Source organism: Sphingobium sp. KCTC 72723 (assembly GCF_014280435.1).
In the GTDB taxonomy this organism is placed as follows: Bacteria; Pseudomonadota; Alphaproteobacteria; order Sphingomonadales; family Sphingomonadaceae; genus Sphingobium.
Map to the genome: position 1 here is coordinate 2,836,735 of NZ_CP060388.1, position 24,174 is coordinate 2,860,908.

At 57.5% G+C, this 24,174-nt stretch carries 25 protein-coding genes; 11 read left to right on the forward strand and 14 right to left on the reverse strand.

The window, feature by feature from the left end; translation table 11 throughout:
• Window positions 1–10: 10 nt before the first annotated feature.
• The 4 genes from SPBM01_RS13980 (at window position 11) to SPBM01_RS13995 (ending at window position 5,081) form a co-directional block, all read left to right on the forward strand.
• Window positions 11–1,108 (forward strand): NAD(P)-dependent alcohol dehydrogenase, encoded by a 1,098-nt coding sequence (locus tag SPBM01_RS13980; protein WP_169575526.1) that lies wholly within the window; start codon window positions 11–13, stop codon window positions 1,106–1,108.
• Window positions 1,109–1,414: 306 nt separating this feature from the next.
• Window positions 1,415–2,833, forward strand: a complete 1,419-nt coding sequence (locus SPBM01_RS13985; RefSeq protein WP_223177703.1) for an MFS transporter — start codon at window positions 1,415–1,417, stop codon at window positions 2,831–2,833.
• 334 nt (window positions 2,834–3,167) lie between these two features.
• On the forward strand, window positions 3,168–4,490 hold the full coding sequence (locus SPBM01_RS13990; protein ID WP_043154275.1) for an LLM class flavin-dependent oxidoreductase: 1,323 nt from the start codon (window positions 3,168–3,170) through the stop codon (window positions 4,488–4,490).
• 60 nt (window positions 4,491–4,550) lie between these two features.
• Window positions 4,551–5,081 carry a TIGR02444 family protein gene (locus SPBM01_RS13995; protein WP_169575528.1) on the forward strand — a complete coding sequence of 177 codons (531 nt, stop codon included), beginning with the start codon at window positions 4,551–4,553 and terminating at the stop codon, window positions 5,079–5,081.
• Here SPBM01_RS13995 and SPBM01_RS14000 read toward each other — a convergent pair.
• Window positions 5,065–5,286 carry a c-type cytochrome gene (locus SPBM01_RS14000; protein WP_235955307.1) on the reverse strand — a complete coding sequence of 74 codons (222 nt, stop codon included), beginning with the start codon at window positions 5,284–5,286 and terminating at the stop codon, window positions 5,065–5,067. The two genes, SPBM01_RS13995 and SPBM01_RS14000, sit on opposite strands and share 17 nt — an antisense overlap.
• Before the next feature lie 111 nt (window positions 5,287–5,397).
• Between SPBM01_RS14000 and SPBM01_RS14005 the strand changes: the two genes are divergently transcribed.
• Window positions 5,398–6,551, forward strand: a protein-coding gene (locus tag SPBM01_RS14005) for an IS3 family transposase (protein ID WP_119750804.1) whose coding sequence is annotated in 2 segments (ribosomal slippage) — window positions 5,398–5,656 and window positions 5,656–6,551 — 1,155 coding nt in all. Because the reading frame shifts where the segments join, the coding sequence is not laid out codon by codon here.
• Window positions 6,548–6,877 carry a hypothetical protein gene (locus tag SPBM01_RS14010; RefSeq protein ID WP_235955317.1) on the forward strand — a complete coding sequence of 110 codons (330 nt, stop codon included), beginning with the start codon at window positions 6,548–6,550 and terminating at the stop codon, window positions 6,875–6,877. Before SPBM01_RS14005 ends, SPBM01_RS14010 begins: the two co-directional genes overlap by 4 nt.
• A gap of 71 nt (window positions 6,878–6,948) precedes the next feature.
• Here SPBM01_RS14010 and SPBM01_RS14015 read toward each other — a convergent pair whose 3' ends face one another.
• The 7 genes from SPBM01_RS14015 to SPBM01_RS14045 form a co-directional block, all read right to left on the reverse strand.
• On the reverse strand, window positions 6,949–7,902 hold the full coding sequence (locus SPBM01_RS14015) for a 2Fe-2S iron-sulfur cluster binding domain-containing protein (protein ID WP_262504171.1): 954 nt from the start codon (window positions 7,900–7,902) through the stop codon (window positions 6,949–6,951).
• Between the two features lie 212 nt (window positions 7,903–8,114).
• Window positions 8,115–8,825, reverse strand: coding sequence for a fatty acid desaturase (locus SPBM01_RS14020; protein WP_262504172.1), 711 nt, complete (start codon window positions 8,823–8,825; stop codon window positions 8,115–8,117).
• A gap of 86 nt (window positions 8,826–8,911) precedes the next feature.
• Window positions 8,912–10,252: an IS1380 family transposase gene (locus tag SPBM01_RS14025; RefSeq protein WP_043155119.1), complete on the reverse strand. Its 1,341-nt coding sequence runs from the start codon at window positions 10,250–10,252 to the stop codon at window positions 8,912–8,914.
• 69 nt (window positions 10,253–10,321) lie between these two features.
• On the reverse strand, window positions 10,322–11,002 hold the full coding sequence (locus SPBM01_RS14030) for a hypothetical protein (protein ID WP_262504173.1): 681 nt from the start codon (window positions 11,000–11,002) through the stop codon (window positions 10,322–10,324).
• Complete coding sequence (locus SPBM01_RS14035; protein WP_169575573.1) at window positions 10,965–11,516, reverse strand: 3-phenylpropionate/cinnamic acid dioxygenase subunit beta; 552 nt, start codon at window positions 11,514–11,516, stop codon at window positions 10,965–10,967. The genes SPBM01_RS14030 and SPBM01_RS14035 overlap by 38 nt, the downstream gene beginning before the upstream one ends.
• A 14-nt stretch (window positions 11,517–11,530) precedes the next feature.
• Window positions 11,531–12,436, reverse strand: a complete 906-nt coding sequence (locus tag SPBM01_RS14040; RefSeq protein ID WP_262504174.1) for an RHO alpha subunit C-terminal catalytic domain-containing protein — start codon at window positions 12,434–12,436, stop codon at window positions 11,531–11,533.
• 65 nt (window positions 12,437–12,501) lie between these two features.
• Window positions 12,502–13,878, reverse strand: coding sequence for a transposase (locus tag SPBM01_RS14045; protein WP_169575582.1), 1,377 nt, complete (start codon window positions 13,876–13,878; stop codon window positions 12,502–12,504).
• Window positions 13,879–13,983: 105 nt separating this feature from the next.
• Here SPBM01_RS14045 and SPBM01_RS14050 point away from each other — a divergent pair, with 105 nt between their 5' ends.
• On the forward strand, window positions 13,984–14,268 hold the full coding sequence (locus tag SPBM01_RS14050; protein WP_119750773.1) for a hypothetical protein: 285 nt from the start codon (window positions 13,984–13,986) through the stop codon (window positions 14,266–14,268).
• A gap of 55 nt (window positions 14,269–14,323) precedes the next feature.
• Here the strand turns inward: SPBM01_RS14050 and SPBM01_RS14055 are convergent, their stop codons facing one another.
• From SPBM01_RS14055 to SPBM01_RS14070, 4 genes are all read right to left on the reverse strand, one after another.
• Window positions 14,324–15,145 (reverse strand): IS5 family transposase, encoded by an 822-nt coding sequence (locus SPBM01_RS14055; protein ID WP_188065724.1) that lies wholly within the window; start codon window positions 15,143–15,145, stop codon window positions 14,324–14,326.
• A gap of 81 nt (window positions 15,146–15,226) precedes the next feature.
• Window positions 15,227–15,661, reverse strand: coding sequence for an aromatic ring-hydroxylating oxygenase subunit alpha (locus SPBM01_RS14060; RefSeq protein ID WP_408021808.1), 435 nt, complete (start codon window positions 15,659–15,661; stop codon window positions 15,227–15,229).
• Between the two features lie 26 nt (window positions 15,662–15,687).
• The gene (locus SPBM01_RS14065; protein ID WP_088189920.1) at window positions 15,688–16,215 is read right to left on the reverse strand and encodes an aromatic-ring-hydroxylating dioxygenase subunit beta; all 528 of its coding nucleotides are present in this window, start codon (window positions 16,213–16,215) and stop codon (window positions 15,688–15,690) included.
• Window positions 16,208–17,554 carry an aromatic ring-hydroxylating oxygenase subunit alpha gene (locus SPBM01_RS14070; protein ID WP_088189919.1) on the reverse strand — a complete coding sequence of 449 codons (1,347 nt, stop codon included), beginning with the start codon at window positions 17,552–17,554 and terminating at the stop codon, window positions 16,208–16,210. The genes SPBM01_RS14065 and SPBM01_RS14070 overlap by 8 nt, the downstream gene beginning before the upstream one ends.
• 220 nt (window positions 17,555–17,774) lie before the next feature.
• Between SPBM01_RS14070 and SPBM01_RS14075 the strand changes: the two genes are divergently transcribed.
• On the forward strand, window positions 17,775–18,362 hold the full coding sequence (locus SPBM01_RS14075; protein ID WP_235955315.1) for a XylR N-terminal domain-containing protein: 588 nt from the start codon (window positions 17,775–17,777) through the stop codon (window positions 18,360–18,362).
• Between the two features lie 44 nt (window positions 18,363–18,406).
• Here the strand turns inward: SPBM01_RS14075 and SPBM01_RS14080 are convergent, their stop codons facing one another.
• Entirely contained in the window at window positions 18,407–19,606 is a 1,200-nt protein-coding gene (locus SPBM01_RS14080) for an IS256 family transposase (RefSeq protein WP_188062306.1), read from the reverse strand.
• Window positions 19,607–19,702: 96 nt separating this feature from the next.
• Here SPBM01_RS14080 and SPBM01_RS14085 point away from each other — a divergent pair, with 96 nt between their 5' ends.
• On the forward strand, window positions 19,703–20,851 hold the full coding sequence (locus tag SPBM01_RS14085) for a sigma-54 interaction domain-containing protein (RefSeq protein WP_169575434.1): 1,149 nt from the start codon (window positions 19,703–19,705) through the stop codon (window positions 20,849–20,851).
• Window positions 20,852–20,956: 105 nt separating this feature from the next.
• Entirely contained in the window at window positions 20,957–22,183 is a 1,227-nt protein-coding gene (locus tag SPBM01_RS14090; protein WP_088189917.1) for an NAD(P)/FAD-dependent oxidoreductase, read from the forward strand.
• A 26-nt stretch (window positions 22,184–22,209) separates the two neighbouring features.
• Here the strand turns inward: SPBM01_RS14090 and SPBM01_RS14095 are convergent, their stop codons facing one another.
• Entirely contained in the window at window positions 22,210–22,995 is a 786-nt protein-coding gene (locus tag SPBM01_RS14095) for a 1,6-dihydroxycyclohexa-2,4-diene-1-carboxylate dehydrogenase (protein ID WP_088189970.1), read from the reverse strand.
• Window positions 22,996–23,163: 168 nt separating this feature from the next.
• Between SPBM01_RS14095 and SPBM01_RS14100 the strand changes: the two genes are divergently transcribed.
• Window positions 23,164–24,150: a dihydrodipicolinate synthase family protein gene (locus SPBM01_RS14100; RefSeq protein WP_119748729.1), complete on the forward strand. Its 987-nt coding sequence runs from the start codon at window positions 23,164–23,166 to the stop codon at window positions 24,148–24,150.
• Window positions 24,151–24,174: the final 24 nt, after the last annotated feature.

Below are 24,174 nucleotides of genomic sequence, written 5' to 3' on the forward strand. Positions count from 1 at the left end.
GAGACTGAATATGCAAGCTTCTGCTGCGATCATTGAAAGCCAGGGCGGGAAATTTATCCTTGATACGGTCGATATTGAAGATCCCCGCGATGGGGAAGTGCTTGTCAAGATCGCTGCAGCCGGGATGTGCCACACCGATCTGAGCGTTCGCGACCAGTACATGCCAACGCCACTTCCTGCCGTGCTGGGGCATGAAGGAGCGGGCGTAGTCGAAAAGGTCGGGCGCGGTGTCACCGCAGTCAAGCCGGGCGACAAAGTCGTGCTGTCATTCAGCTATTGTGGAACCTGCCCGTCTTGCATGAAGGGACACCAGGCCTATTGCCCGAGCCTTTTCCCGCTCAATTTCTTGGGCCGGAGGCTGGACGGATCGACCCCGATCCGCCGCAACGGAGAAGAGGTGAATGCGTGCTTCTTCGGCCAGTCCTCATTCGCGACCTACTCGATCGCTAACGAAAGCAACTGCGTCAAAGTTTCCGACTCCTCGCCGATTGAGCTTCTCGGCCCGTTGGGCTGTGGAATTCAGACCGGCGCAGGCACCGTCTTCAATGCGCTGCAGCCTCCCCCAGGCTCGTCGATCGCGATCTTCGGCGTCGGCTCGGTTGGACTCAGCGCGGTGATGGCTGCGAAGTCTTCCGGCTGTCTCAAGATTATCGCAGTCGATCGCAATCCCACGCGTCTGAAGCTGGCCCGTGAGCTTGGTGCGACCGATATTATCGACGCAACGAACACCAATGCCCAGGAAACGATCATTGGCTTGACGGGCGGCGGCGCGGACTATGCGATCGATACCACCGCCATTCCGCAGGTTCTGCGAAGCGCGGTAGACAGTACCCATACCATGGGAGAAACCGCTGTGGTCGGTGGGGCAAGGCTCGGCACCGAATTTTCTCTCGACATGAACAACATGCTGTTCGGCCGCAAACTGCGCGGCGTGGTCGAAGGTTCCAGCACTCCGCAGGTCTTCATTCCGCAATTGATTGCGATGCGCGAAGCCGGCCTGTTCCCGTTCGAACGGCTCTGCTCGTTCTACGACTTCGACCAGATCAATCAGGCTGTCGAGGATACGGAAATTTCCGGTAACGCAATCAAGGCCATTCTCAAGATGTAATGCGGCACTGCGCCCTCTATGCGGTCGATCGCGGCAACAGAGTGCGGCGCAAGTCTCCACCGATTAGGGGCCGATCAACCTGCAGGGCCACAAAATGGGAGCGAACGGACAGGAGCATCGCCTGCCGTTCGCTCTTGGTGCTCTAAGCGGCAACCCGCACGTCAGTGACCAGGTTTGGGTTTATTATTCTGAAGTCGAATAGAGACTGGCGTACCGCTTGCCTCGCACTTGGCGGATGACGCTAAGGACCGTCATAATGTTTGGGAAGTACAAAAAGATGGGCCAAAAGCCCCAAGTTGCGGCGTCATGAGCTCGATCGATGGAGCGCCCCAAGTCGGGACGTCAACTATTGCGGACGGATCCCAACCGACAACCGGGCTTCCAGTTTCTCGTCGGTTCTGGGCGGCACTCTCGATGTGGAGTGCCATATTTCTTACCATTATGGACGTATCAATTGCTAACGTAGCGCTGCCTTTCATCTCGAAAGGTTTGGCCCTAACTGCGGCAAAATCGGTATGGGCAGTCAACGCCTATCAGATCGCCATAGTGATGGCCCTTTTGCCGATGGCAAAGGCCGCTGAAATCCTTGGCTACAAGAAAGTCTATCTGGGCGGCCTCTTGCTTTTCATGCTTGCAGCCGTTGGCAGTATCAACGCAAGCAGTTTGGCAGTTCTCGCGTCGTCGCGCTTTGTGCAAGGTATCGGTGCCGCGGCAGTAATGGTGGCCAGCGGGGCATTGGTTCGGACAATCTACCCTCCCGCATTGGTCCCGCGCGGCATAGGATACAATACCATCGCCGTTTCGATTGCTTCGGCCGCCGGACCGGCGGTCGGTGCGCTCGTCCTTTCGATTGCGGGATGGCACGCCATTTTTGCAGTGGGGCTTCCGTTCGGCTTGCTCGCGCTTGCACTCGGATTCTGGGCAATCCCTTCGACCGGGTCGCAGAAGAAGCCATTCGATTATCGTTCGGCCTTGTTGTGCTGTGCGGGCTTCGCGGCAATATTCCTCTTCCTCAATGATCTGGCCCAAGATTCCGTTTCTCGGTGGACATTGCTTTCAATCGGCGTCGCGATTCCGGCCATATGGTTCCTCGGTAAACGCACAACAGCCAACCAGGACTCGATGGTACCGCTCGATTTGCTGAAGCTGGACTCACTGCGCGCAGCTTATGCTATGTCTGCAACAGCCTATGCTGTCATGATGCTGATCACATTGTCATTCCCCTTCATTCTGCAACAACGGTTTCACTTCAAACCTGAGACTATCGGCCTTTTCATGGTGCCACTGCCGCTCGGCATCGTGATTGCAGCGTTCGTTTCCGGGCGTCTGGTCAGTCGCTATCCATCAGCCTGGCTGTGCGCTTCGGGGTTGATCGTCCTAACCGGTGGCGCAATTTGGCTGTCATTGCTGCAACCGGGCGTTTCGGCTTTGCTGATCGTCGCAGCGGCAGCGATTTGCGGCATCGGCTTCGGCATTTTCCAGGTTCCCAACAACCATAGCATGATCGCTATTGCTCCACACGCCCGCGCTGGAGCGGCTTCGGCAATGCTCTCGTTGTCACGGCTGATCGGTCAAACGCTAGGGGCCATCGTGGCCGCATTGCTGTTTCGCAGATTTGGCGCACAGAGTGATGCGCCAATCATAGCTGCGGCCTTGATTGCACTGGCAGTGGCAAGCGCAACCCTGCTACGTAAAGATCTAAGCAGGTCAGCTATGGTTGAGTGACCCCTGCGCGCGTGGGTCGTAGTCGGTGCAAGTGGTCGTTTAAAGGCGGCCCCGTCAAGGATGATTATGGACGCTATTGGAACTGGAATTGGGTCGTGCGGCTGAGCGGAACAGGAAAGTGTCGTAAGGGTCGATATTTCTTTTCAAAAGTCCCATTCGGAATTAGGTTGGCGTAGCGGCCTGAGACCGCCGTTGGCGACGGCGTCGGGCACGGAGAAGTCGTAGCGCCCGAGGAAATTGATGTGACGCCAGGATATCGGCGAAAGTCGGGCGATATCGGCGGGCAACGCTAACGCCGGGTTTCGTATTTGGGAAGCCATAGGAGCGAAATTTGATGTCTCGTCAGCGCCAACTTCACCTCGGTGCGTTCATGCGACCGGTCAGTATCCACACCGGTGCCTGGCGCTATCCCGGAGCGATCCACGACGCCAATTTCAATTTCCATGCGATCAGGCAATTTGCGCGCAAACTGGAGGAGGGAAAGTTCGATGCCTTCTTCATGGCCGATCATCTCGGCGTGCTGAACATGTCGGTCGATGCTCTGCGGCGCAGCCACACCGTCACGTCGTTCGAACCCCTTACTCTGCTGTCAGCTCTGGCGGGCGCTACCGAACGGATCGGCCTGGTTGCGACTGCATCGACCACCTTTGAAGAACCCTTTCATGTAGCGCGTCGGTTTGCTTCGCTTGATCATCTCAGCGGCGGGCGGGCTGGTTGGAACGTCGTGACCACTGCAAACCCTGACAATGCCAAGAATTTCGGTTACGAAGTGCAGCCGGAACATGACGGCCGCTATCTGCGCGCCCGCGAATTCTACGATGTGGTGACCGGCCTGTGGGACAGTTTTGCAGAGGATGCTTTCGTCTGCGATGCCGAGAGCGGAATATATTTCGATCCTCAACGGATGCACGTACTCGATCACAAGGGACCGCATTTTTCAGTTCGCGGCCCGCTCAACATTGCTCGCCCGGTCCAGGGATGGCCGGTCATTTTTCAGGCCGGCGCCTCGGAAGCGGGGCGTCAGCTGGCCGCCGAAACGGCTGAGGTTGTCTTCGCTGCAGAATCGAATCTCGATGGTGGCAAGCGCTTCTATGCCGATGTGAAAGGGCGAATGGCGCAAGTCGGGCGGCATCCCGATCATCTGAAAATTCTGCCCGCAGCATTCGTCGTCGTTGGCGAAACGCTCGAGCAGGCCCAGGCCAAGCGTGCCCATCTCGACAGTCTGGTCCATTATGAAAGCGGCATTCAATCGCTCTGTGGCCTGCTTGGGTTCGACGTGTCGGGCTTTGATCCCGATGGCTTGCTCCCGGAAATCCCTGAAACCAACGCTAGCAAAACTGCGCGGGAAAAAATTATCGAGGATGCCCGGGCGCATAATCTGACGATTCGCCAGCTCGCCGCAAGGGCCGGCAGCTATGCGGGGCTCGCCTTTATCGGCACGCCGTCGTCGATCGCCGACGAAATGGAAATTTGGCTGGAGGAGCGTGGGTCAGACGGGTTCGTCGTCATGTTCCCCTATCTTCCGGAAGGACTGAACGACTTTGTCGATATGGTCGTGCCCGAATTGCAGTGCAGGGGCATTTTCCGAGAGGAATACGAAGGTACGACATTGCGCCACCATTTCGGACTACCACGGCCTGAAAATCGCTTCTTCTAATTCCGCTTGTCCGCCAGCGGATAGGCAGCGTAGGATGAAGGTTGATCACGGCAATGAGAAATGACAAGCAAGGACGCAGCTGACGAATTCTGGCAATTTTCGCTGGAAGTCTATGCAAGACAGCAAGTTGCTGACCTGTGCTTGGTTCTGCAGGACGAGCATGGTTTCGACGTCAACATTTTGTTGTTATGTCTATGGCTGGCGCAAGGCGAGGGCAGGGCTCTCAGCCAATTCGAGATCGGCGACCTGCTAGGTGGTGTTGCTGCATTGAACGAAAACATGGTCTGGCTGGTGCGCGATGCGCGGCGGTGGGCCAAGTCGTGGCTTAAGCAGGCACCGGACCTGCAAGCGGTAGCTGCGAGAGACAAGCTTTACACCAGCTTGAAGGCGAGCGAACTTCAGATGGAGCGCCAGATCCAGATCGAACTGGTCCGATGTCTTGTCTATGATGGCCAGCAGCAGGGCCAATCACTGGACTTGTCCGCACAATCCGCCGCGCGATTGAGCCTGGAGGCTTATCGCGCGGCAATTGCGGCTCCGGAGGGTACTGCCGCGCTGCTGACGCGGTTGGCCCTCAAGACCCTTTCTTAACCGGCTTCGCCGGTGTCGTCACGGGCGGTTTTGCACTCATGATATGAGCGTAAATCTCATCGATCTCTGCGTCGCTCAGCTCAGTTGGCCGGAATGGCGGCATCTCGATTAGCCCCTGACGCACGATCGCGCGCAAATATTCCAACTCAAGATCGTCTCTGCCGATCAGCGATGCCACCGGTCGTCCCGCTTGTTCAAGCAGCATCGTTCCAGGGTGACCCGGGCCGGGATCATGGCATCCCGCGCACATCAAATGACCTGCCCCCCGAGAGTTCCCTCATTCTAATGTAGAGTCTGCCGACAGAGGAGCAGACGTATGAGGAAGAGCCGTTTTACCGAAGCGCAGATTATCGGGATGATCAAGGAACAGGAGGCCGGGCTGCCGACGGTCGAGATTTGCCGGAAGCACGGGCTGAGCACGGCGACGTTTTACAAGTTGAAGGGCAAGTATGGCGGCATGGAGGTGTCCGATGCCCGCCGACTGCGTCAGCTTGAGGACGAGAACGGCAAGCTGAAACGCTTGCTGGCGGACAGTATGCTCGACAACGTCATCCTGAAGGACCTGCTGGGAAAAGCCTGACGACGCCAAGCCAGCGGCGTGATGCTGTGCTCAAAGTGCTGGGAGGTTTTCAGATCTCCCAGCGCCGGGCCTGCGTGCTGATTGGTGTCGATCCCAAGACGGTCCGGCGCGAACGCCCGCCAGACCATGGTGCCATCCGTGTTGCCATGCGTGAGGTCGCGGGCAAGCGCCGCCGCTTTGGCTATCGCCGGATCGGCGTCATGCTCGAACGCCAGGGGCTGATCATGAATCACAAGAAGCTCTATCGGATTTACAGGGAGGAAGGTCTGTCGGTTCGTCGCCGTCGCGGTCGGAAACGGGCGCGTGGTAGTCGCACCCCCATGCCCGTGCCGTTGATCCCGGGCGCACGCTGGTCGATGGACTTTGTGTCGGACACCTTCGGTGCGTCGCGCAAATTCCGGATATTGGCCATCAATGACGATTGCTGCCGGGAGAACCTGTGCCTGGTCGGCGATACCAGCATCTCGGGTGCCCGAGTGGCGCGTGAACTTGATACGCTGGTGCGGCTCTATGGCAAACCGGCTTGCATTGTCAGCGATAACGGCACCGAGTTCACCAGTCGGGCGATCCTGGAATGGGCTGGCAAGAACAAGGTCGAGTGGCATTACATCGATCCGGGCAAGCCCCAGCAGAACGGGTTCATCGAGTCCTTCAACGGATCGCTGCGCGATGAACTGCTCAACGAGGAGTTGTTCGACAGCCTGGCCGATGCCCGCCGGAAGCTGGCCATCTGGCGCTATGATTACAACAATGTCCGGCCCCACTCGTCGTTGGGAAATCGAACGCCTGCACAAGCGCGTCGGGCGTTCGAGCAGGACGAGAGCATCACGCCCGACGCGCTTGTGCAGGCGCAGGGGCCATCGTATTTAACCGCAAGACTCTCGTTATGATCGAGGGACTGACGGGGGGCAGGTCAGCCCCAACGGTATCTCCCCCTCAACTCGTGGAATTCGGCGGCAATCTGACGAGAGATCGTGCGGAACGAATGATGGCGCATGCCGAAGCTGGAGGGCTTGCGATTTATGGGATTGGCCAGCTGAGCTACCATCGGGCGCCGGTCGATAAGACGGTGGTTTATCCAATCGACGCTTTTTATGCCCACGGTCAATATACGTCCGTTATTGCTACTATGAACCGTGTTGCCGTACTGCTCGATAACACTCAAAAAGTGGATGTCCAGGAATTGGCTGGAAAGATGATCCGGGTCGATAACTGATTTGTTTCGATGTCACCCTCTGCCATAGCCGCGATCGACAGGGGGCTTGAGAGCGGTCCCTACCATGTCGGCTAACGTACGTCGCTGCGGTCCACGAAACGGTCTGCGGAGATCGCATCGGGAGCTAACCCGGCCTCGAGTAATTCTGCTTCCGCGAGGTCAACCATGGCGGGCGGTCCGCAAAGATAGGCCTCATACCGCATCTCAATTGGCAGTTCAGCAATCTGCTGGGTCACCGGACCTCTGGCGCCCTGCCAAGGGCTATCGGCCGCCTCGTCAGAAAGCACCGGGATGAAATCGAATGGCCCCCTCCAGGTGGCCTTGAGTCTCCCGATTTCATCAAGACAATAAAGGTTGGTCCGGGTTCTTGCGCCATAAAGAAGCGTTACCGGCCGCGTCGCCCCCAGCGCAAGTGCTTCCTGTAATATGGAGATGATAGGCGCAAGGCCGCTGCCGCCTGCAATGCACAGAATGGGCGCTGCGCTTTGCTTCAGTTGGAACGCGCCATAGGGTGCTCTCAACGTCAAAGAAGCCCCGACCCGATCATCTGCGAACAGCCAGTCCGTGAACGCGCCGCCCGGGACATGGCGGACGTGGAATTGCAAGTTCCGGGTCGAGCCTGCTATGGGAGCGAAAGCGAACGAATAGCTTCGTAGACCATCCACACCCGGCGCACCAATATCTGCATACTGACCAGGGACGAAGGAAAGCGGCCGGTCCAGCTCGACCGTAAGATTGATAATGTCAGGGCAAAGCCGAGGAACTGACACGATTGTTGCGCGATAGTCGTCCACGGTTTGCTGGACCGTCAGTGGCGCGTCGAGTGCAATCGTCAAGTCTGACCGGGGTATCGCTTGACAGGCTAGCCTGTATCCAGCGAGCAACTCATCACGTTCCAGAGCCAGCGCCGAAGGACTGAGCTCCCTTATTTTGCCGTCAAGAAGCTTGAACTTGCACGTGCCGCAGGACCCGACTTTACAATCATGAGGCATCGCCAAGCCCTCTGTAAGCATGGCTTCGAGCAACGTCTTGTCTCGAGCGACCAGCAGTGTCCGGCTTCCGAGGCAAAGATTACCTTGTTGGGTGGGGGCTTCTTCAAGAAGGAAAACATAAAGCGGATCTACTATGTTGAGTGAGGGCGGTGCGGTGAAGACAAGGGAGCGTCATCCCATAAGGATGACGCTCAGTTCACATAGAGACAATCAAACGCGTACGTCTCCATGCGGGGTGGACTGTTTCATGCAGTGGCGAGCCACTGCGGCCAGCCGGCCTGCGCATTCGCGGCATCTGCCAACTTGCGCTCGCCGGGCGATGCGAACCTTGTATCCCAGTCTTTCAGACGCGGCTGGGCTATGAACCGGTGCCAGATCGGAGGGACAAGTCCGCAGAGGAAACACAGGAACAATGACGGCATCTGCGGCGCGTCGCACTCGGGTTGGAGTTCGTAGAACGGTGTGTGGCCATCGAGGTGGTGGTTGATGTGGTTTGTAATCTCCACCCCGATCGGACGGGAGATCATGCCCAGATGGTTCCAGGCATGATGCTTGGCGATGGGTTCGCCTTCAATCCGGATCAGCCCGTAGTGCTGGAAGTAATTGAAGCCTTCGATCAACATTTTGGCGAGAAAAATGGCGACAGCAGTGGCGATACCAGCAACAGGCCCCGCGAGTAAGGTTGCCCCGCCAACAATTGTGCCAAGCAGGATTGGGAGTAGCCACATCGCGTTGCGCCAGCTCCACGTCGAATAGCCCATGCGTGAGAGCATTTCGCCCTGTTTTTCCCAAGTATCACGATAAGAACCCCACGTCGCCGAAAGGACGAAGCTGTAGATCGTCTGCCCTCGGGGCGGCGTGTCGCTATCCTTCTGCGTGTCTAGCCCGTATAATTCATCGCGTTGTTGATCGGGCGTCAGGATTTCGGTTTTTGGTTGGAGGCAGGCGCGGTGCATCACTCCCGGGGATGAGCCGAAGGTCGGGTATGTTGAGGCTTGCGGGTTGAAGGGACGGGTTTGGTTTTTGGGGCCAGGCCCGTTGTTCAGGTAACGAGGCGAGGGATACGATCGAGGGCGACCCGGACGATCTGCTGGTTGGGACAGGCGGTGGGCCATTGGACGCGGATCAAGGTCTTCATTTCGACGACACGGGCAGCGATCTTGATGAGGTGCAGGCGCAAGGTATCGAACTGGACAGTGCGCCATATTGAGCGTTTCGGCATGGCGGTGCGCAGACCCCACATAAGCCAGTAGGCACCGGCATGAAGGAACAGCCGCAACTGGTTGGCCGTGGCCTTTGTGCAGGATGTACGGTCTGCGGCGAGATGGGTTTTCCACGACTTGATGTGATTTTCCGCCTGCCCCCGCCGGCAATAGACCTGCTCGTAGAGCCAGCGGGGCGAGCCCTTTTTGAGATTGGTGACGACGAAGCGGGTGTCGGCCCCCTGATCGCCGACTTCGACGCGGGCGATGATCCGCTCGACGCGGCTCCAGCTTTTAGCGCCGTCGTGGAATGCCTTGAAGCGGCGCACCTTGCCATCGTCGGTTGCGGCCTCGAAGCGCGCTTTGGTGCTGGTTTCGAGATCGGTGACATGGCGGCGCAATGTCGAGGTCGGCGCGACGCCCAGGATGAAGTCGTGTCCGCCCGCCCGGCACCAGTCGATGACCTCGGGACAGCAATAATGACTGTCGCCGCGCAGCATGATCTGCGTTCTTGGCCAGTTGGCGCGGATTGCACGCATCAGGCGGCGCAGGAAAGCCCTGATTTCCTTGCCGCCGGGTCGTTTGGCCGGGCGTAGCACGGCAGTGATGAAGCGGCCCTCGCCATCGAACACGACGATGGGTTGGAAGCCATATTCGTCATGATGGGCATTGAATAATCGCAACTGCTGGCCGCCATGCACGGCATCGAATGTGTCATCAATGTCGAGGACAATACGCTTGGGCACGGTGCGGAAGGAATCGCAATACAGATCAACCATCGCCCGGCCCATGCCCAGCAACGCACGCGTATCAGGCAGGTTCTCCAGTCGCGAGATCGTCGGCTGCGAACATAGCGCGCGATCCGAAGGTGCCAGATCAAGGGCCAGCTTGAACATCGGGTCGACGCGCAGACTGGAGGCGTCATTGCCATCCTCGTAACCCGCCGCAATCATCATCAGCCGGAAGCGGATAATGTCGGTAAGGCTGTGGGTGATCAGATCCGGCGCGCGGGGATCTTTGATGCAGGCCGCCATGCGATCCGCAACGCCAAGGCGCTGCTCCACCTCGCGCAACAGCAAAATCCCGCCGTCTGACGATAGCAGACCGCCGTCAAATCTGACGTCCAACCGCTTGCCCGAAACAGGTGACAGACCAGGTAGCGGCAGCGTAGGATCGTCCATGGCGGGTGTAGCTTTCTTGAAATGACGTTGATCGGATTAGACAACCAAATCATACGTTAAATCAGATGCTTACGCTACATCCGCCAACCCCCGATGAATTATACGGGCTAGGTGGACGTGATGGGTGACGATATGCGCGATATCGCGATTGGGGTCGCCGTAAAAGGCGCTAAGCCCCTTGGCGAGAGCGCGCGGGAACCAGTGCCGACGGTGCATGAGTTCGTGCGCCACGGGCAAGGTGGGAACCGAGGATAGCCAGGCAAGGCTGGCGATCGACCCAGCCAATTGCCAGGATGAACTCGGTGCCCCCCAAATTAGGTTGGAGCCTGATTCAACAGAGTAGGCAAAAGCGAGATAGAGCGCAATCATCAGCGGAAAATGCAAGTAGATAGCGAAATCCGCAGCGGCCGATATGCCGCGCACGCGCATCTTGCGATCACTAGGCAAGGCGATGTCCAGCAGCATGAGCACAGGGAATGTACCAATGCCGAGCCACACAAATGGCCCGCCAAGGACAAATCCGGCGATGGCCGCGAGTGTAACCATAGGCACCAGATAATATCGCAGTGCGTCCATTTCATCTCTCCATCCGAAAGACAGCAAACAATTCAGACCAAAGGAATGAATCGGGCGGTCAGAAATCATCCCGTCATCATCAATTTTGTTAACGGCGACCAGCACAGCTTGCTTAATACCGTAAGCTATAGGCTGATTAGAGAAAGATGTTAAGATTTTTACTGATGAGAACATTATGCTTTAGAATGATACGACGCATCACTAACTGAAAACTATTTTCTACTTCACGCCAGATATCGATACGGTTGCCGATCAGCGAGTCTTCCTCGCGTTCATTACGATTGCGATATGCATAGAAGTTGGAGAAAACCTGGTACTCGCCGGGTATTGCGGTCAGTTCTACCTCAACGTTTGTAATGATGTGAGTATAACGCGTGGCGGGATCCTCGGACCAGGCAGTACCTGTTTCCAATCGAGAGAGACGTTTCTTAATTTCGGTAAGATTATCATTATAATAGGCCATCCTGGTCAAGTCCTTGACCTGGTCTGTTTTGTCACGGCGATAGCGAGTCTCGATGCCAGGCATATGGTAAAGCAAATCGTCGGCCAGCAGCTTGACCCAATCGACGTAATTTTCTTCGTCGAGCATCCGCGCTTCGCGGTATAGCGTCTGTGTCAAACTATGCGTCTGTTCAACGGAGGCGCTCTGTCCAGTGGTTGGACGTTCCAATGTAGCATTCTGTATCATTGCAGTGATCCTTTTCAGAGCGCGAACAGGCCGGGGAGATTGCGTGTCTCGCCAACGCCGGAAAGGCGAGGTTCCGGCCGTTGGGGCATCGTGTCCAGCTTGTCGGCCTCCATCATATCGAGCCACCGCTGGTAAAAGCCCCGCTGGTTGGCATCGTTATATTGCCCGCGGTAAACGATACCCGGAAGCGTATCATGGTCGATCTGGCGTGAAATACCGCAACGGTAGTGCAGGCGTTCGTGACGCGTGATTACACCACGGTTTACGGTGGTGCAGTTGCTCCAGTTCTCACCATCATCCATCTCGAACGTGCCTCCCGGGCCAAAGGTTTGCATGACCCCCTTTGTGATTTCATCCTTGATATCATCAGGCATCGTCTTGTTGACGATCACCCAAGTCTTAAGCTCGAATTCCATAGGGCCTTTGGGCTGCCACTGCCGGAAGGTCGAAATACCTGGCAGGAACGATACGTTGGGGAAGATCGAGGCAGAAGCGACCGATCCGAAGATCTTTGAGCGCATTTCACCAAGCCGTTGGGCCATCTTCGGGCGAATTCTCTCATAATATTCGAGAACTTTCGGTCGGCCCAGCAGGAACAGGTCGCCCACACCTTCGGTGCCAAACTCCCACCCATGGCCATTGACGCTGGCATGGTAGGAATTTTCCATATCGATCGGCGGAAAGGGCTCGCCGTTGTTCATCGAGCGGCAGCCTGAATCATGCGTCCATCCAGCATGGTAGGCGTCGCCGATGAAATTTTCGACGCCAAACTTCCAGTTGGCGTTCATCACTGACTTGATGCAGCCGCCGATCAGTTCGGTGCCGCCGTCCTCGTTGTCGAGCAGCATGTCCAGATACCAGCGGAAGTCGCCCAGCCAAGCATCTAGGCTAGGACCGTCCTCGGCGAACGTCGCAAACACCAACCCCTTATAGCTGCCAACCCTGGCAACCTGCTTCAGCCCGTTCTTAGCTCGACTTTGTACGATTAGGTGGCGAAGCATAGTGCTTGAGCCATACGTACGAGGCGGGTTGTCGGAATATAGTGCGGTTCTCGGTGCGGCGGGGATTGTTGATTAATGTCGCCGACCCAGAGCTGGAGGCGGACGGCGCCGATGGCGTCACTGAAGGTCAGGCTGGTTTTTCGATACCAGGCGGCGGAATAAGGGTTGCTTTTATTGGTTAGCAGATCGCCGGCCCATAGCGATATAAGAGAGTAGAGACCCAACAGCGCCGGAGTGGTTCGCGCTATGGCTTTGTTGGTCCACTGGCGCTGTGTCTCGACACCCAGGTGAGCGCGGGTTTCGGCAAATGTGACCTCGATCTGCCACCGCCGGACGTAGAGGGCGATGATGTCGGCGGGCTCGAGGGTGATGTCGGTACTGAAGAAGGCTTGCGGCTCGCGCTTTCCGTCAGGGTCGCGAACCAGGACCCAGCGAACCGGCAAGACCGGGGTGCCCGGCCTGTACCATAAGGCGATGTCGGATGTGATCTCGAGCGTCTTGCCGTTGACATGGCCATACCAGGCAGAGACGAGGACGCTTGTCCAGCGCGTCGCCGGATTGGCGAGCAGGGTCTTGAGCTTGGGCAGTGCTGGCCCTTTCTGTGCCGGCCGTCCCATCGTGCGTGATGTTCGCCTCGCAGGCGGCGCAAACAGGCTGGCATCCAGCCGCAGCCGGCTGATGAGCGTTGCCCGAGGCGTAATGGCATGGGCCAGTTCGTGGACGGCAAAGCTGCTGTCGCCGATGAAGACGATCCGACGACCTGGCAGCCAGCGAGACAGCTGCAGCGCGCCCTGGCGGGCCCAGTCCGTCAGCAGTTTGTGACGACAGCCGCGTTGACGGTTGGATCGTTCTGAAGGGGCAAGCAACGTCAGGATCGGCAGCGCCTTGATCAAGTTGGTCCACGACACCGGGGTGAGCACCATAAAGCTGAGCCAGCGCAGTCCGCTGGCTTTGACGAAATGGCCGTGACTGGAGCGGACCGGGTCTCGGTATATACCCCGGGCAGTGATCCTGCGCCCCCATCGCCGCTCAATGGTGTCGTCCATGCCAATGACAACGGGACCATCTGGCACGAGCCGTTCGACCACAATGCCGAGCAGTCGCCTGGCAACCGCACGGGAGCTCCAACGGGCGCGGTTGAGGACCTGGTGATAGGTGGCAAAGTTGGCAGCATGGGATCGGCCGGTCACACGCAGGCAGGACGTAACGGTCCGTTTGCCCGTGGCCAGCAGGCCGCCCATCACAAGAACAAGTACATGCTCCCAACTGGGGGCAGTGAAGCAGGGGCGCCATACCTGCATCCATTGGCGCAGGATCTGGGGGACGGCATCGCCGATAACGGCCTTGTTCTGGTCCAACATCCCATGCTTCGAATCCTAACTGAAGCACGTTGCAACGCTTGGGCTGTTGCCATGCGGCAAGTTGAATCGGATACGCTGTGACCTGAAGGCAGCTATGGATGCTCCATGAAAGACGACGAAATCATTCTACGCATCGAAACGTTTGACGCAGCCAACGGCGGTGGCGTGGGCTGGTACGAGGACAAAGGCGCTTACCATCTCTATCTGCTGGAAACCGACGCGCCGATCGCCCGCCTCAAGCCTGTCGGCACGCGCGACGAAGTCAGGCTCGGCTACTGGTCACACCGGCGAAAATGGGAAGATATTGACGATATGGGCGGATGCGTCTTGCCACTCGATCAGGCCCTCGACCACATCGCTGAAAACAGCATCTTCTGGACTTGGACCTGACCAAAAACGTACAAAGTCGAGCTTAGTGCCTGATTCATAATTATCCGATGAGATTTCATAGCCTTGCGATGCGACGGGCGAATAGCTGGATGGAAGCTATGAACAGCCACGCGGTTGCCGATGCGATGGTGTGCTCAAAATCCTTGGCGAGGCGGCGGTTTCGGTTCAGCCAAGCCAGTGTGCGTTCGACAACCCATCTGCGTGGCAGCACTTCGAAGCCTTTGGCGGTGTCCGACCGCTTGATGATTTCGACGGTCCATTTCCCCATTCGTCGCAGAGCTTGCCTGAGTTTGTCGCCAGCATAGCCGCCATCAGCAAAGAGATGGCGCAACCACGGAAAGCGCCGGATGATTTCGCGCAGCACCATCGGCGCGCCGTCACGGTCCTGAATGTCAGCCGTGTGGATCACGGCATGCACCAGATTTCCCTCGGTGTCGGTCAAGATATGGCGTTTGCGACCCTTGACCTTCTTGCCAGCGTCATAGCCACAAGGACCGCCGCTTTCCGTGGTTTTGACGCTCTGGCTGTCGATCACACCTGCCGATGGCGATGCTTCCCGGCCCGTCATCTCGCGGCATGCCATAAGCAAAACATGGTTGATCGTCAGCCACAGGCCGGTGTCGCGCCAGAGGTAAAACCAGCGCCGCACCGTCGAGACCGGCGGAAAGCATGGAGGCAGCATCCGCCATGGCAAGCCTCCACGCAGCAGGAACAGTATCGCCTCGACAATCCGTCGCATCGGCCATTTACGCGGTCGCCCCACATGCGATGCCGGTGGCAACAGCGGTTCGAGCACCGACCACTCGGCATCCGTCAAATCACTTGGCAAATTCAGTCCGCGTCGCGCATGAAGTGCGCGAGTGGTATCGGTCCACATCGTTGATCCTTGGTAGTTTCGCAAAACCCCTGAATCAACGACAGGCCAGGCCGTCAAGCCAACCTGCTGATACCACTCAACTTAATTTCGGATCAGACACTTACGGCGATCAATATCGTTGTCGTCGTAACAATATTCCTCATGCATGCCTTTCAGATCGCCAGCAGTATCGAACGCCCAGCCGTGATAATTGCACACAAAGCGGCGGGTGTTACCTGCATCGGCGAAGCAAACTTTGTTGCCGCGATGGGGACAGGAATTCAAGAACACCCTGATCGAACCGTCGGGCTGTCGCGCGACGATTACGCCATCCTCACCCATGTGGGTTGTCAGGAAATCGCCAGCCTTAGGCAACTGACTCTCATGGGCAACGAACAGCCAGGACCGTGCGAAGATACGATAGAGCTCTTCTTCATAGATATCCGCATCACTGAAGATCCTGCGATCGAGCCAGCCTTCCTTGAGATTCATGTAACGCGAAAACTCCGGCTCACGACCGATCCGCTCAATGCGCATGTCATTCTCCTCTCAATGATTACATGTTAGAAAAATACGTTGATGTTGCTGTCGGGCAGTACCGCGTGATCAAGTGCTATTTCGCGCGCCGCCAATTTCCAGCCATCGGCATGCATACGCCAACGATCGGAGCGCCCGGCAGTAAGAACCCTTGTCAGGCCGTCGATGCGGTTGCGATGGATGACGATCACCGAGTGCACGATAGCCTCGTTTTCGGCATCCGCGCGCTCGACCTCAACATTTGAAACGACGCGGCGCACAAAATTTGGCGGATCCTCAGCCCATACAAATCCGGAGCGCAGGCGATCGATCCTCAGCTTGAGCCGCGCAAGATTCTCGTTGAAAACGACGCCGACGCCAACCGCCGCGGGCGGCGAACGATCCGCCCGGAACCGCCGTCTCTTGAGCTCCATGCGATAAGTCACATCGTTGCACATGAATTCCAACCAATCCTCGAAGCGCTCCGCGTCGAGCAGACGCGCTTCGTGGTACAGGCGCTGAGTCAGGCCGGTGACACTCTCCGTGGACATCGGAGCGACGCCCGACTCAAGCATTGATTGTCTCCTCGGCGACCACTGAATTGATGTTGTAGGTGGGAACACCGGCCCAGTTGTCAGCCTGCATATGTTCCTGCCAACGGCGGTAGAAATAACGCTGGTTGTGCTCGCTCACCAATCCGGCGGCGATGTCGCCGGGGAAACCTTCGCGCGGCCCTGAACGGTTTAGCGCCATGTTGGTGAACACGTCCATTTGCGCTGTGCGCCATCCACGGGACTGTTCGGTGCAGGCAGCAAGATTATCGCCATCGTCGTTGTCGAAGAGGCCGGCCAGGCCGAAGGTCAGGCACTGATTGTCCAGGATCGCCGCCTGTATCTCGGCGGGCATGTCGTTTTCGACCATAGCCCAGGTCCACTGCTCGATTTGGCCCGGACCCTTGGGATGATAGACCCGGAACCAGTTGAGGCCCGGCAGGAACTGCAGGTTGGGAAAGATCGTGATATTGATCTGCGAACCCCAGAGCTGCTCGCCGCGCACCTTGCCCAGCCGTTCGATCACCTGTGGACGATTGAATTCAAGATAGTCCAGCATTGGCTTTGGTTTGGGGTAGAAGGCATAGCCCGAAACCCCGTCGAGGGAGGTCAGGGCCATGTGGCCGTTCAACCCGGCAACGGAAAGCCCGCCGTCGAGATCCGTGCTCGAATTGCCGACGCTAAGACCGGCAAGATCCAGAGACTGCACCGCCCTCATCGCCCCGGCGTGCGCCCAGCCGAGATGATAGCCGTCGCCACAGACATTCTCTACTGGCAGCTTCCAATTACTGGCGAGCACCATCTTCTGGGTTTCACCGACGAGTGACGTTCCACCCGGCATTGCATCGAGCCAGACGTCGAGGAAGAATTTTGCATCGCCAAGATAGTCTTCGAGTGAAGGCGGATCGGCATCGAAACAGCCAAAGACGAGGCCTTTATACTCAGCAACGTGGGCCACGGGAACAAGGCCCAGCCTGCTGCGGTCCAACTCACCGAAATAAGCTTCTTTCTCCAGCGGTACAGCGCTGAGCGAGCCGTCCGGTGCGAACGACCAGCCATGATAATTGCAGGTAAACGCCTTCGCGTTTCCTCGGTCGGAGCGGCAGATCCTGTTGCCGCGATGCGTGCAGCTGTTCAGGAAGGCCTTGATCGTTCCGTCCTTCTGGCGAATGACGATGACATCGTCCTCGCCCATAAAGGTACGGAAATAGTCGCCAGCCTCAGGAATCTGGCTAGTATGCACGAGGAACAGCCAGCACCGCCCGAAGATGCGTTCGAGCTCCTGCCGGTAAAGTTCCTCGCTCGAATATATCGCCCGCGATTGACGGCCCGTTGCCGTATCGACCAGTCCGGAAACATCCATTCTGTCTTCCCTCTCCCAATGTCCGCCGTCAGATTCTCGCGGTCAGCGCGCTCCGACGCCTGTTCCAAGTGTTGTCAGCATGAACCGTGCCAAATCATGGAACAGCGTATTTCCAGGAAGATTGCGCAGATGGGGTATCGCAGCCACCCGAAATATCGACATATTTGTCGAATGCTGGGACTTCTATGGCAGCCAGTGGCCATATATGTTATGACGAGCCATGAAGCATCTCCCCACATATGCCGATTTGACAAGCCGACTGCGGTTCTCGCCCGAACAGGGCCGCATCTGGCGTGACAGCGAACGTTGCGTTTTGCTCAGTAACTCGGCGCTGACCATGTTGCGGAACGCGATGGTCGTCCAGTTGGGTCTCGCCAGCGCGCGGCAGCTATTTTGGGAGTTAGGTTTCGCGGAAGGCGCGCGGTGTGCCGTGGAGGCAAAAAATCTTCGGCCCAACCGTGATTTTCTCGAAGCCTTTTCAGTGGGTCCGCAGGCTCATGCGTTGACCGGGTTCGGCTGGACCGAAATCGAAACTTTGGACAGCGACCTTGCAAGCGGCCATTTCGAAGGGCGTTTCCTGGTCCACGATTCGATCGAGGCGGGAATCCACCTTGCTACCGAAGGGATCAGCGCCGATCCGGTGTGCTGGTTGCAGACCGGTTTCGCCAGCGGGTTTGCCAGTACATTTGCTGGACAGTCGATAATCATGCGCGAAATCGAGTGTCAGGGGATGGGTGATCCGGTCTGCGTGCTCCATGCTAAACCAGAATCCGAATGGTCCGGGATCGTGTCCCACAGCGTGGTGTAGGTTCGCTGGGATAGCCACAGCGACTTCCGGCTAAGCCGGATTGATCATGCTGCCATGGCAGGCAACGTGATGATGGGATTATCGCTTAAACCTGAGACGCTCTCAAGTGTCATGTAACGGCAGCGTTGGACGGCCCATTCGTCGTTCTGTTCCAGAAGGATAGCGCCGACGAGACGGGTAATCGCCTCTTCGTTGGGGAAGATGCCGACGACATCAGTACGCCGTTTGATCTCGCCATTGAGGCGCTCGATTGGATTGTTGCTATGCAGCTTGGTACGGTGCTGGGCGGGGAACGTCATATAGGCCAGCACATCTTCCTCGGCATTGTCCATGAGAGCAGCCAGCTTGGGTACGGTGGAACGTAGTTGATCGGCGACACTGCGCCACTGGGCCTTTGCGGCTTCGGGCGTTTCCTGTGCGAAGGCGGTGGCGATGAATGCTGATACGACCCGGCGACCGCTCTTGCCGGCATGGGCCAGCGCATTGCGCATAAAATGAACCCGGCATCGCTGCCAGGTGGCGCTGAACACTTTGGCGACGGAAGCTTTTATGCCTTCGTGGGAATCGGAGATCACCAGCTTCACGCCGCGCAGACCCCGACGGGCAAGACTGCGTAGAAATTCGGTCCAGAAGACCTCAGCTTCGGAATGACCGATAGTCATGCCGAGCACTTCGCGCCGGCCATCGCTGTTAACGCCGACGGCAATGATCACCGCGACAGAGACAATGCGACCGGCTCGCCGCACTTTGATGTAGGTCGCGTCCATCCAGAGATAGGGCCAGTCGCCTTCGATCGGACGATCGAGAAAGGCCTTCACCCGCTCGTCGATCTCCACGCACAGTCGGCTGACCTGGCTCTTTGAGATCCCACTCATGCCCATGGCTTTGACCAGATCGTCCACAGAGCGGGTCGAGATCCCCTGGATATAAGCTTCCTGGATGACGGCCGTCAGTGCCTTCTCTGCCATACGGCGGGGCTCCAGAAACCCTGGAAAATATGTTCCCTTGCGCAGCTTGGGGATCCGCAGCTCGACCGTGCCTGCCCGCGTCTCCCAGTCCCGATCCCGATAGCCGTTGCGCTGCGCGAGGCGCTCGGGATCCTTGTCGCCATAGGCCGCGCCCGTAAGGTCGCCCACTTCCAGCTCCATCAGCCGCTGCGCGGCAAAGCCGATCATATCGCGCAGAAAATCGCCGTCGGCTGTCTTCCCAACCAGGGCGTGCAGGTCCATCTTGTCATTGGTCATCGGTGGTCTCCGTAAGTTGAGTCTCGCAACCCAAACTTATCCGAAGTTCGCCGGTGACCACCCGCGAAACTGACCGGCCGCTACAGCGCTTGTTCGATGAGCGCGCGTCCGGTCAGCTTCGCTACCCTCAAAACCTACACCACGCGCCGGGACACGACCTGGTCCGGCCTGGAGGATACGGAAAGGGCCGTGGTTCCGCTCGTGTCGGCTGGAGGTCAATGCCCAGAAACTGACTTTGTCGCCGGCGTATCTGCGGGCTTTCACGCAGTACGTAATCTAATCGAGCGGGCGGCGGGAACCGACGCCAGTCTGCTGTTCCTGGGGGAAACCGGCGTCGGCAAGGAGGTGTTTGCCAAGATGGCCCACCAACTTAGCCTTCGTCGAGATGCGCCTTTTGTCGCTCTGAATTGTGCTGCGATTCCTGAAGGTTTGATCGAAGCGGAACTATTTGGCGTGGCCAAGGGGGCTTTTACAGGAGCCGTGGCCAACCGGCTGGGGCGCTTCGAACTCGCCAACGGCGGCACGCTGTTTCTTGACGAGATTTCGATGCTCTCGCCATTGGCCCAAAGCAAAGTTTTGCGGGCAGTTCAGGAGGGCGAATTCGAACGGGTAGGAGACACCAAGACAATCCATGTGAATGTCCGCCTTATCGCCGCGTCGAATATTGATCTAGAGGCTGCTATGGCTGCGGGTGCCTTCCGGCCCGATCTGTATTTCCGCCTTTCTACGCTTCCGATACGTGTTCCGCCCTTGCGGGAGCGCAGGGAAGATATTCCGCGTCTGATGGAACATTTCCGGGCCAAATATGCCAGGCGCCACAGGCGTGCGGTTCAAGGTTTCACAGCGCGCTCGATTAACGCGCTGCTGATGCATGATTATCCGGGAAATGTGAGGGAATTGGAGAGAATGGTAGAGCGCGCCGTTCTCCTTGCCGACGAAGCTGGTGCTATTGACTTGGGGCATATTTTCATCGGGTCTGATCGGCTGCACGTCAAAAGCGGACTTGCTTTGAACGAGAAGGGCCACCTCGTCGGAGCGGATGCGCAGCAGGAAGAGACACTATCGATCGAGCAGCTTGCTGGCTTGATGCGTCAAAAGGGTGAAACGCTTGCGTCGATAGAACGTGTCATCGTACAGGCTGCAGTTGAAGCCACTGGTGGCAACGTTGCTCAAGCGGCCAGAGATTTGGGGCTGACACGTCGGCAACTTGCCTTCAAGCTCGAGAAAATGCACCGACCCGACTGATGCTGCTGTTGACGCTTCTTAACCAATTGTATAATGTGCAATGGTAGATACATATTAGAATAGATTTTAGGGTATGGATGTGTCCATCGAACTGGGAGGTAATAATTGCGATCGGTAGCGATAGTAGGTGCCAATCTCGCTGGTGGGCGAGCGGCAGAGGCGCTGCGGCAGGCTGGATTCGACGGTCGGATATCGCTGATCGGTGAGGAGCCTTTGAGGCCCTACGAACGGCCGCCTTTATCAAAGGAGTTCCTTTGGAATACTTCCCAAGCTCCAGCCAATTTTTTCCTGCAGGATGAAGAATGGTACGCCCAGAACAGGATCGATCTGCTGCTTAATACACGGGTCGAATCACTGGATTTGACCGGGGGCGGAGTGCGCCTGGCGGGCGGGCAGATGGTCATCGCTGACAAGGTACTGCTAGCGACCGGTGGACACGCCCGCAAGCTCAACTTAGCAGGCGCTGAATGCTCCAACGTGCATTATCTGCGCACTTGTGAAGACGCCGCCAGAATGGCCGTCGATCTTCGGCCGGGGGCGCGGGTCGTCATCGTGGGGATGGGCGTGATTGGCGCTGAAGTGGCCGCTAGTGCGATCAAGCTGGGCTGTGATGTGACCGTAGTTGAGCCGTTGGCGGCGCCGATGGAGCGGGCGCTTGGCAAGCGGTTCGGGCAGTGGCTCGGCAATGAGCACCGCAAGCGAGGCGTCAAAACTCATTTCAACCGAGGCGTAACGGGATTCAAATTCGCGAACGAGCGTGTCTCCGCTGTCGAGATAGACGACGGCACTCTCATCCCCTGCGATGCTGTCGTTGTCGGAGTGGGGATCATTCCCGCAACGTCTCTTGCGATTGACGCAGGTTTGACAGTGAACAACGGGATCGTTGTCGATCGTCGATGCCAGACCAGTAATCCGGCGGTATTTGCCGCAGGTGATGTGGCCGAGCAGGATGGTTTTTTTGGCGGACGCTTCCGGCAGGAAACATATCAGAACGCGGTCGACCAAGCTCAGGCTGCAGCCTTGGCTATGCTGGGCCATGAGGTCGCTTACTGTAAGCCGATGTGGTATTGGAGCGATCAGTTCGATTTGAACATTCAGTTTTCGGGACAAATTCCGGTGCAGGCAGAAATCGTCGTTCGCGGGGATATCGAAAGCAACGCTTTCGTTGCTTTCTTCCTGTCAGACAAAATCATTGACGGCGTCCTCACCGTCAACAGGGCCGCTGATATGGGGATAGGCAAGCGACTTGTCGAACGTCGGTTGAGCGCCGGCGCGGATCGGCTAGGCGATACAGGCGTGTCTTTACGCGAATTGCTCCAGCAGGCAGCTTAGCCATTTTTTGGCTAAGCTGAGGGTTCTTATCCGATCCCTCCGCCTGCAACGAATAGAGTCTGCCCGGTGATATAGGACGCTTCCTCAGAGGCGAAAAAGCAAATTGCTGCGGCGAGTTCCTCGGGTTCGCCGAACCGGGCCATTGGGGTGTCGCGCACGGTCTGCTCCATGACCTTTACAAAGCCTGATTTCACAGCATCGGTCATCGGAACAGGATCGCGTGGCGTTACACGCGTCACATTGACACCGCCCGGCGCAACGCAGTTGATGCGAACTCCGCTCGTTTCCAGTTCAAGCGATAAAGCGGCAGTCAATGCAGCGACCCCACCCTTGGCCGCAGCATAAGGCACCCGGTTTACGCCGCGCGTGGCGACAGAACCGATGTTGACAATGGAACCGCGCCCGGCTGCCAACATAAAGGGTAAAACGGCGTGGCAGGACCAAAGAGTCGGCCACAATGACCGGTTTATTTCAGCTATGATCTCGTCTGATGTATAGTCCCAGTAGGGTTTGGCCCAAATAGTACCGCCAACGTTGTGAACCGCCACATCGATTCTTCCGAAGCGATCGGCAACCAGCCGGTACAGTTCGACGGCCCCCTCGCAAGTCTCTAGGTCGAAGTTGGCGGCGTGGACATTCGCGCCACTGGTCTGCAGCCGTTCGACCGCAGCCCGCGTAGCCTCAACGGCGCGGTCGGCGATGATTACGATCGCACCCTCTTCCGCCATGCGTGTGGCGGTGGCTAGCCCGATCCCCTGCGCTCCACCCGTCACGACTGCGACTTGTTTATCGAACCGTCTTGTCGAAGTCATAATTAGGGCGTCCATCCTTAGCGAGCTCACGCAACGAACCGAAAAGCCGTATCGCGCTGCCCTTGTTTATCCTCTCGCCTTGTGTCATGCAAGGCAAAGCATTACACAATGAATAACGTCCAGCAGCTCGGCTGCATCATCGGACCAAATGTTAGGAGAGCCACGAAGATGACCCATAGACTTATGACCCCTAGTGAGGTGACAGGTGCGTGGGCGATTATTCCCACTCCGGCGAAGGATAATGCGTCGGATTGGAGAGCGACGAATACCGTAGATCTCGATGAAACTGCTCGCGTTGTAAATGGCCTGGTAGAGGCGGGTATAAACGGGATACTCAGCATGGGGACGCTTGGCGAAGCGGCGACTATGACTCACGGGGAAAAGCTCGATTTCATAAAGGCGCTGGTTGATGCCGCAGCCGGTCGAGTGCCAATATTTGTCGGCACAACCTGTCTCAATACCCGCGATACCGTAACATTGACCCGGCAAGCACTAGAGCTCGGTGCGGATGGTACAATGCTTGGAGTTCCTATGTGGTGCGCGCCAAGTCTTGAGGTTGCAGTCCAGTTCTACAAGGATGTCGCTGAAGCCGTACCAGAGATGAACATAGCGATCTATGCCAATCCCGAAGCCTTCAAATTCGAATTTTCGCGCTCCTTCTGGGGTCAGGTGGCTGATATTCCTCAGGTCGTAACAGCGAAATATATCGGTGTCGGCAATCTACTGGCAGACCTTGCAACGATCCGGGGCCGCATAAAGCTATTGCCGATCGACTTCGACTACTATGCTGCGGCCCGCATGGACGATTCGATCGACGCATTCTGGTCGAGTGGTGCTGTATGTTGCCCGTTGGTAACCACTACCTTGCGCGATGTAGTGTTGAACGCGCGCTCGACCGGTAACTGGAAGGAGGCACGTGCCTTTCAGGCGCTGCTCGGTCCTACCGCAGCGCCGCTGTTTCCTAATGGGAGTTTCAAAGACTTCTCAACGTACAACATCGCGCTTGAAAAGGCTCGGATGAATGCAGGTGGGTGGATGAAAGCTGGTCCGGTGCGCCCGCCCTATCATCTATGTCCCGAACCGTTCCTGGAAGGTGCCCGTAAATCGGGCATTATGTGGGCGGATCTCGGCAGAGCGCTCGAAGCCGAGAAATAAGATAAGCGTGATAACTGGGAGAGA

Excerpts from the sequence above, each read along its gene's own strand:
- SPBM01_RS13980 (WP_169575526.1), top strand. The coding sequence starts at position 11 with ATGCAAGCTTCTGCTGCGATCATTGAAAGCCAGGGCGGGAAATTTATC.
- SPBM01_RS13985 (WP_223177703.1), top strand. The coding sequence starts at position 1,415 with ATGAGCTCGATCGATGGAGCGCCCCAAGTCGGGACGTCAACTATTGCG.
- SPBM01_RS13990 (WP_043154275.1), top strand. The coding sequence starts at position 3,168 with ATGTCTCGTCAGCGCCAACTTCACCTCGGTGCGTTCATGCGACCGGTC.
- SPBM01_RS13995 (WP_169575528.1), top strand. The coding sequence starts at position 4,551 with ATGACAAGCAAGGACGCAGCTGACGAATTCTGGCAATTTTCGCTGGAA.
- SPBM01_RS14000 (WP_235955307.1), bottom strand. The coding sequence starts at position 5,286 with ATGCTGCTTGAACAAGCGGGACGACCGGTGGCATCGCTGATCGGCAGA.
- SPBM01_RS14010 (WP_235955317.1), top strand. The coding sequence starts at position 6,548 with ATGATCGAGGGACTGACGGGGGGCAGGTCAGCCCCAACGGTATCTCCC.
- SPBM01_RS14020 (WP_262504172.1), bottom strand. The coding sequence starts at position 8,825 with ATGCACCGCGCCTGCCTCCAACCAAAAACCGAAATCCTGACGCCCGAT.
- SPBM01_RS14025 (WP_043155119.1), bottom strand. The coding sequence starts at position 10,252 with ATGGACGATCCTACGCTGCCGCTACCTGGTCTGTCACCTGTTTCGGGC.
- SPBM01_RS14030 (WP_262504173.1), bottom strand. The coding sequence starts at position 11,002 with ATGTTCTCATCAGTAAAAATCTTAACATCTTTCTCTAATCAGCCTATA.
- SPBM01_RS14035 (WP_169575573.1), bottom strand. The coding sequence starts at position 11,516 with ATGATACAGAATGCTACATTGGAACGTCCAACCACTGGACAGAGCGCC.
- SPBM01_RS14045 (WP_169575582.1), bottom strand. The coding sequence starts at position 13,878 with ATGTTGGACCAGAACAAGGCCGTTATCGGCGATGCCGTCCCCCAGATC.
- SPBM01_RS14050 (WP_119750773.1), top strand. The coding sequence starts at position 13,984 with ATGAAAGACGACGAAATCATTCTACGCATCGAAACGTTTGACGCAGCC.
- SPBM01_RS14055 (WP_188065724.1), bottom strand. The coding sequence starts at position 15,145 with ATGTGGACCGATACCACTCGCGCACTTCATGCGCGACGCGGACTGAAT.
- SPBM01_RS14060 (WP_408021808.1), bottom strand. The coding sequence starts at position 15,661 with ATGCGCATTGAGCGGATCGGTCGTGAGCCGGAGTTTTCGCGTTACATG.
- SPBM01_RS14065 (WP_088189920.1), bottom strand. The coding sequence starts at position 16,215 with ATGCTTGAGTCGGGCGTCGCTCCGATGTCCACGGAGAGTGTCACCGGC.
- SPBM01_RS14070 (WP_088189919.1), bottom strand. The coding sequence starts at position 17,554 with ATGGATGTTTCCGGACTGGTCGATACGGCAACGGGCCGTCAATCGCGG.
- SPBM01_RS14075 (WP_235955315.1), top strand. The coding sequence starts at position 17,775 with ATGAAGCATCTCCCCACATATGCCGATTTGACAAGCCGACTGCGGTTC.
- SPBM01_RS14080 (WP_188062306.1), bottom strand. The coding sequence starts at position 19,606 with ATGACCAATGACAAGATGGACCTGCACGCCCTGGTTGGGAAGACAGCC.
- SPBM01_RS14085 (WP_169575434.1), top strand. The coding sequence starts at position 19,703 with ATGAGCGCGCGTCCGGTCAGCTTCGCTACCCTCAAAACCTACACCACG.
- SPBM01_RS14095 (WP_088189970.1), bottom strand. The coding sequence starts at position 22,995 with ATGACTTCGACAAGACGGTTCGATAAACAAGTCGCAGTCGTGACGGGT.
- SPBM01_RS14100 (WP_119748729.1), top strand. The coding sequence starts at position 23,164 with ATGACCCATAGACTTATGACCCCTAGTGAGGTGACAGGTGCGTGGGCG.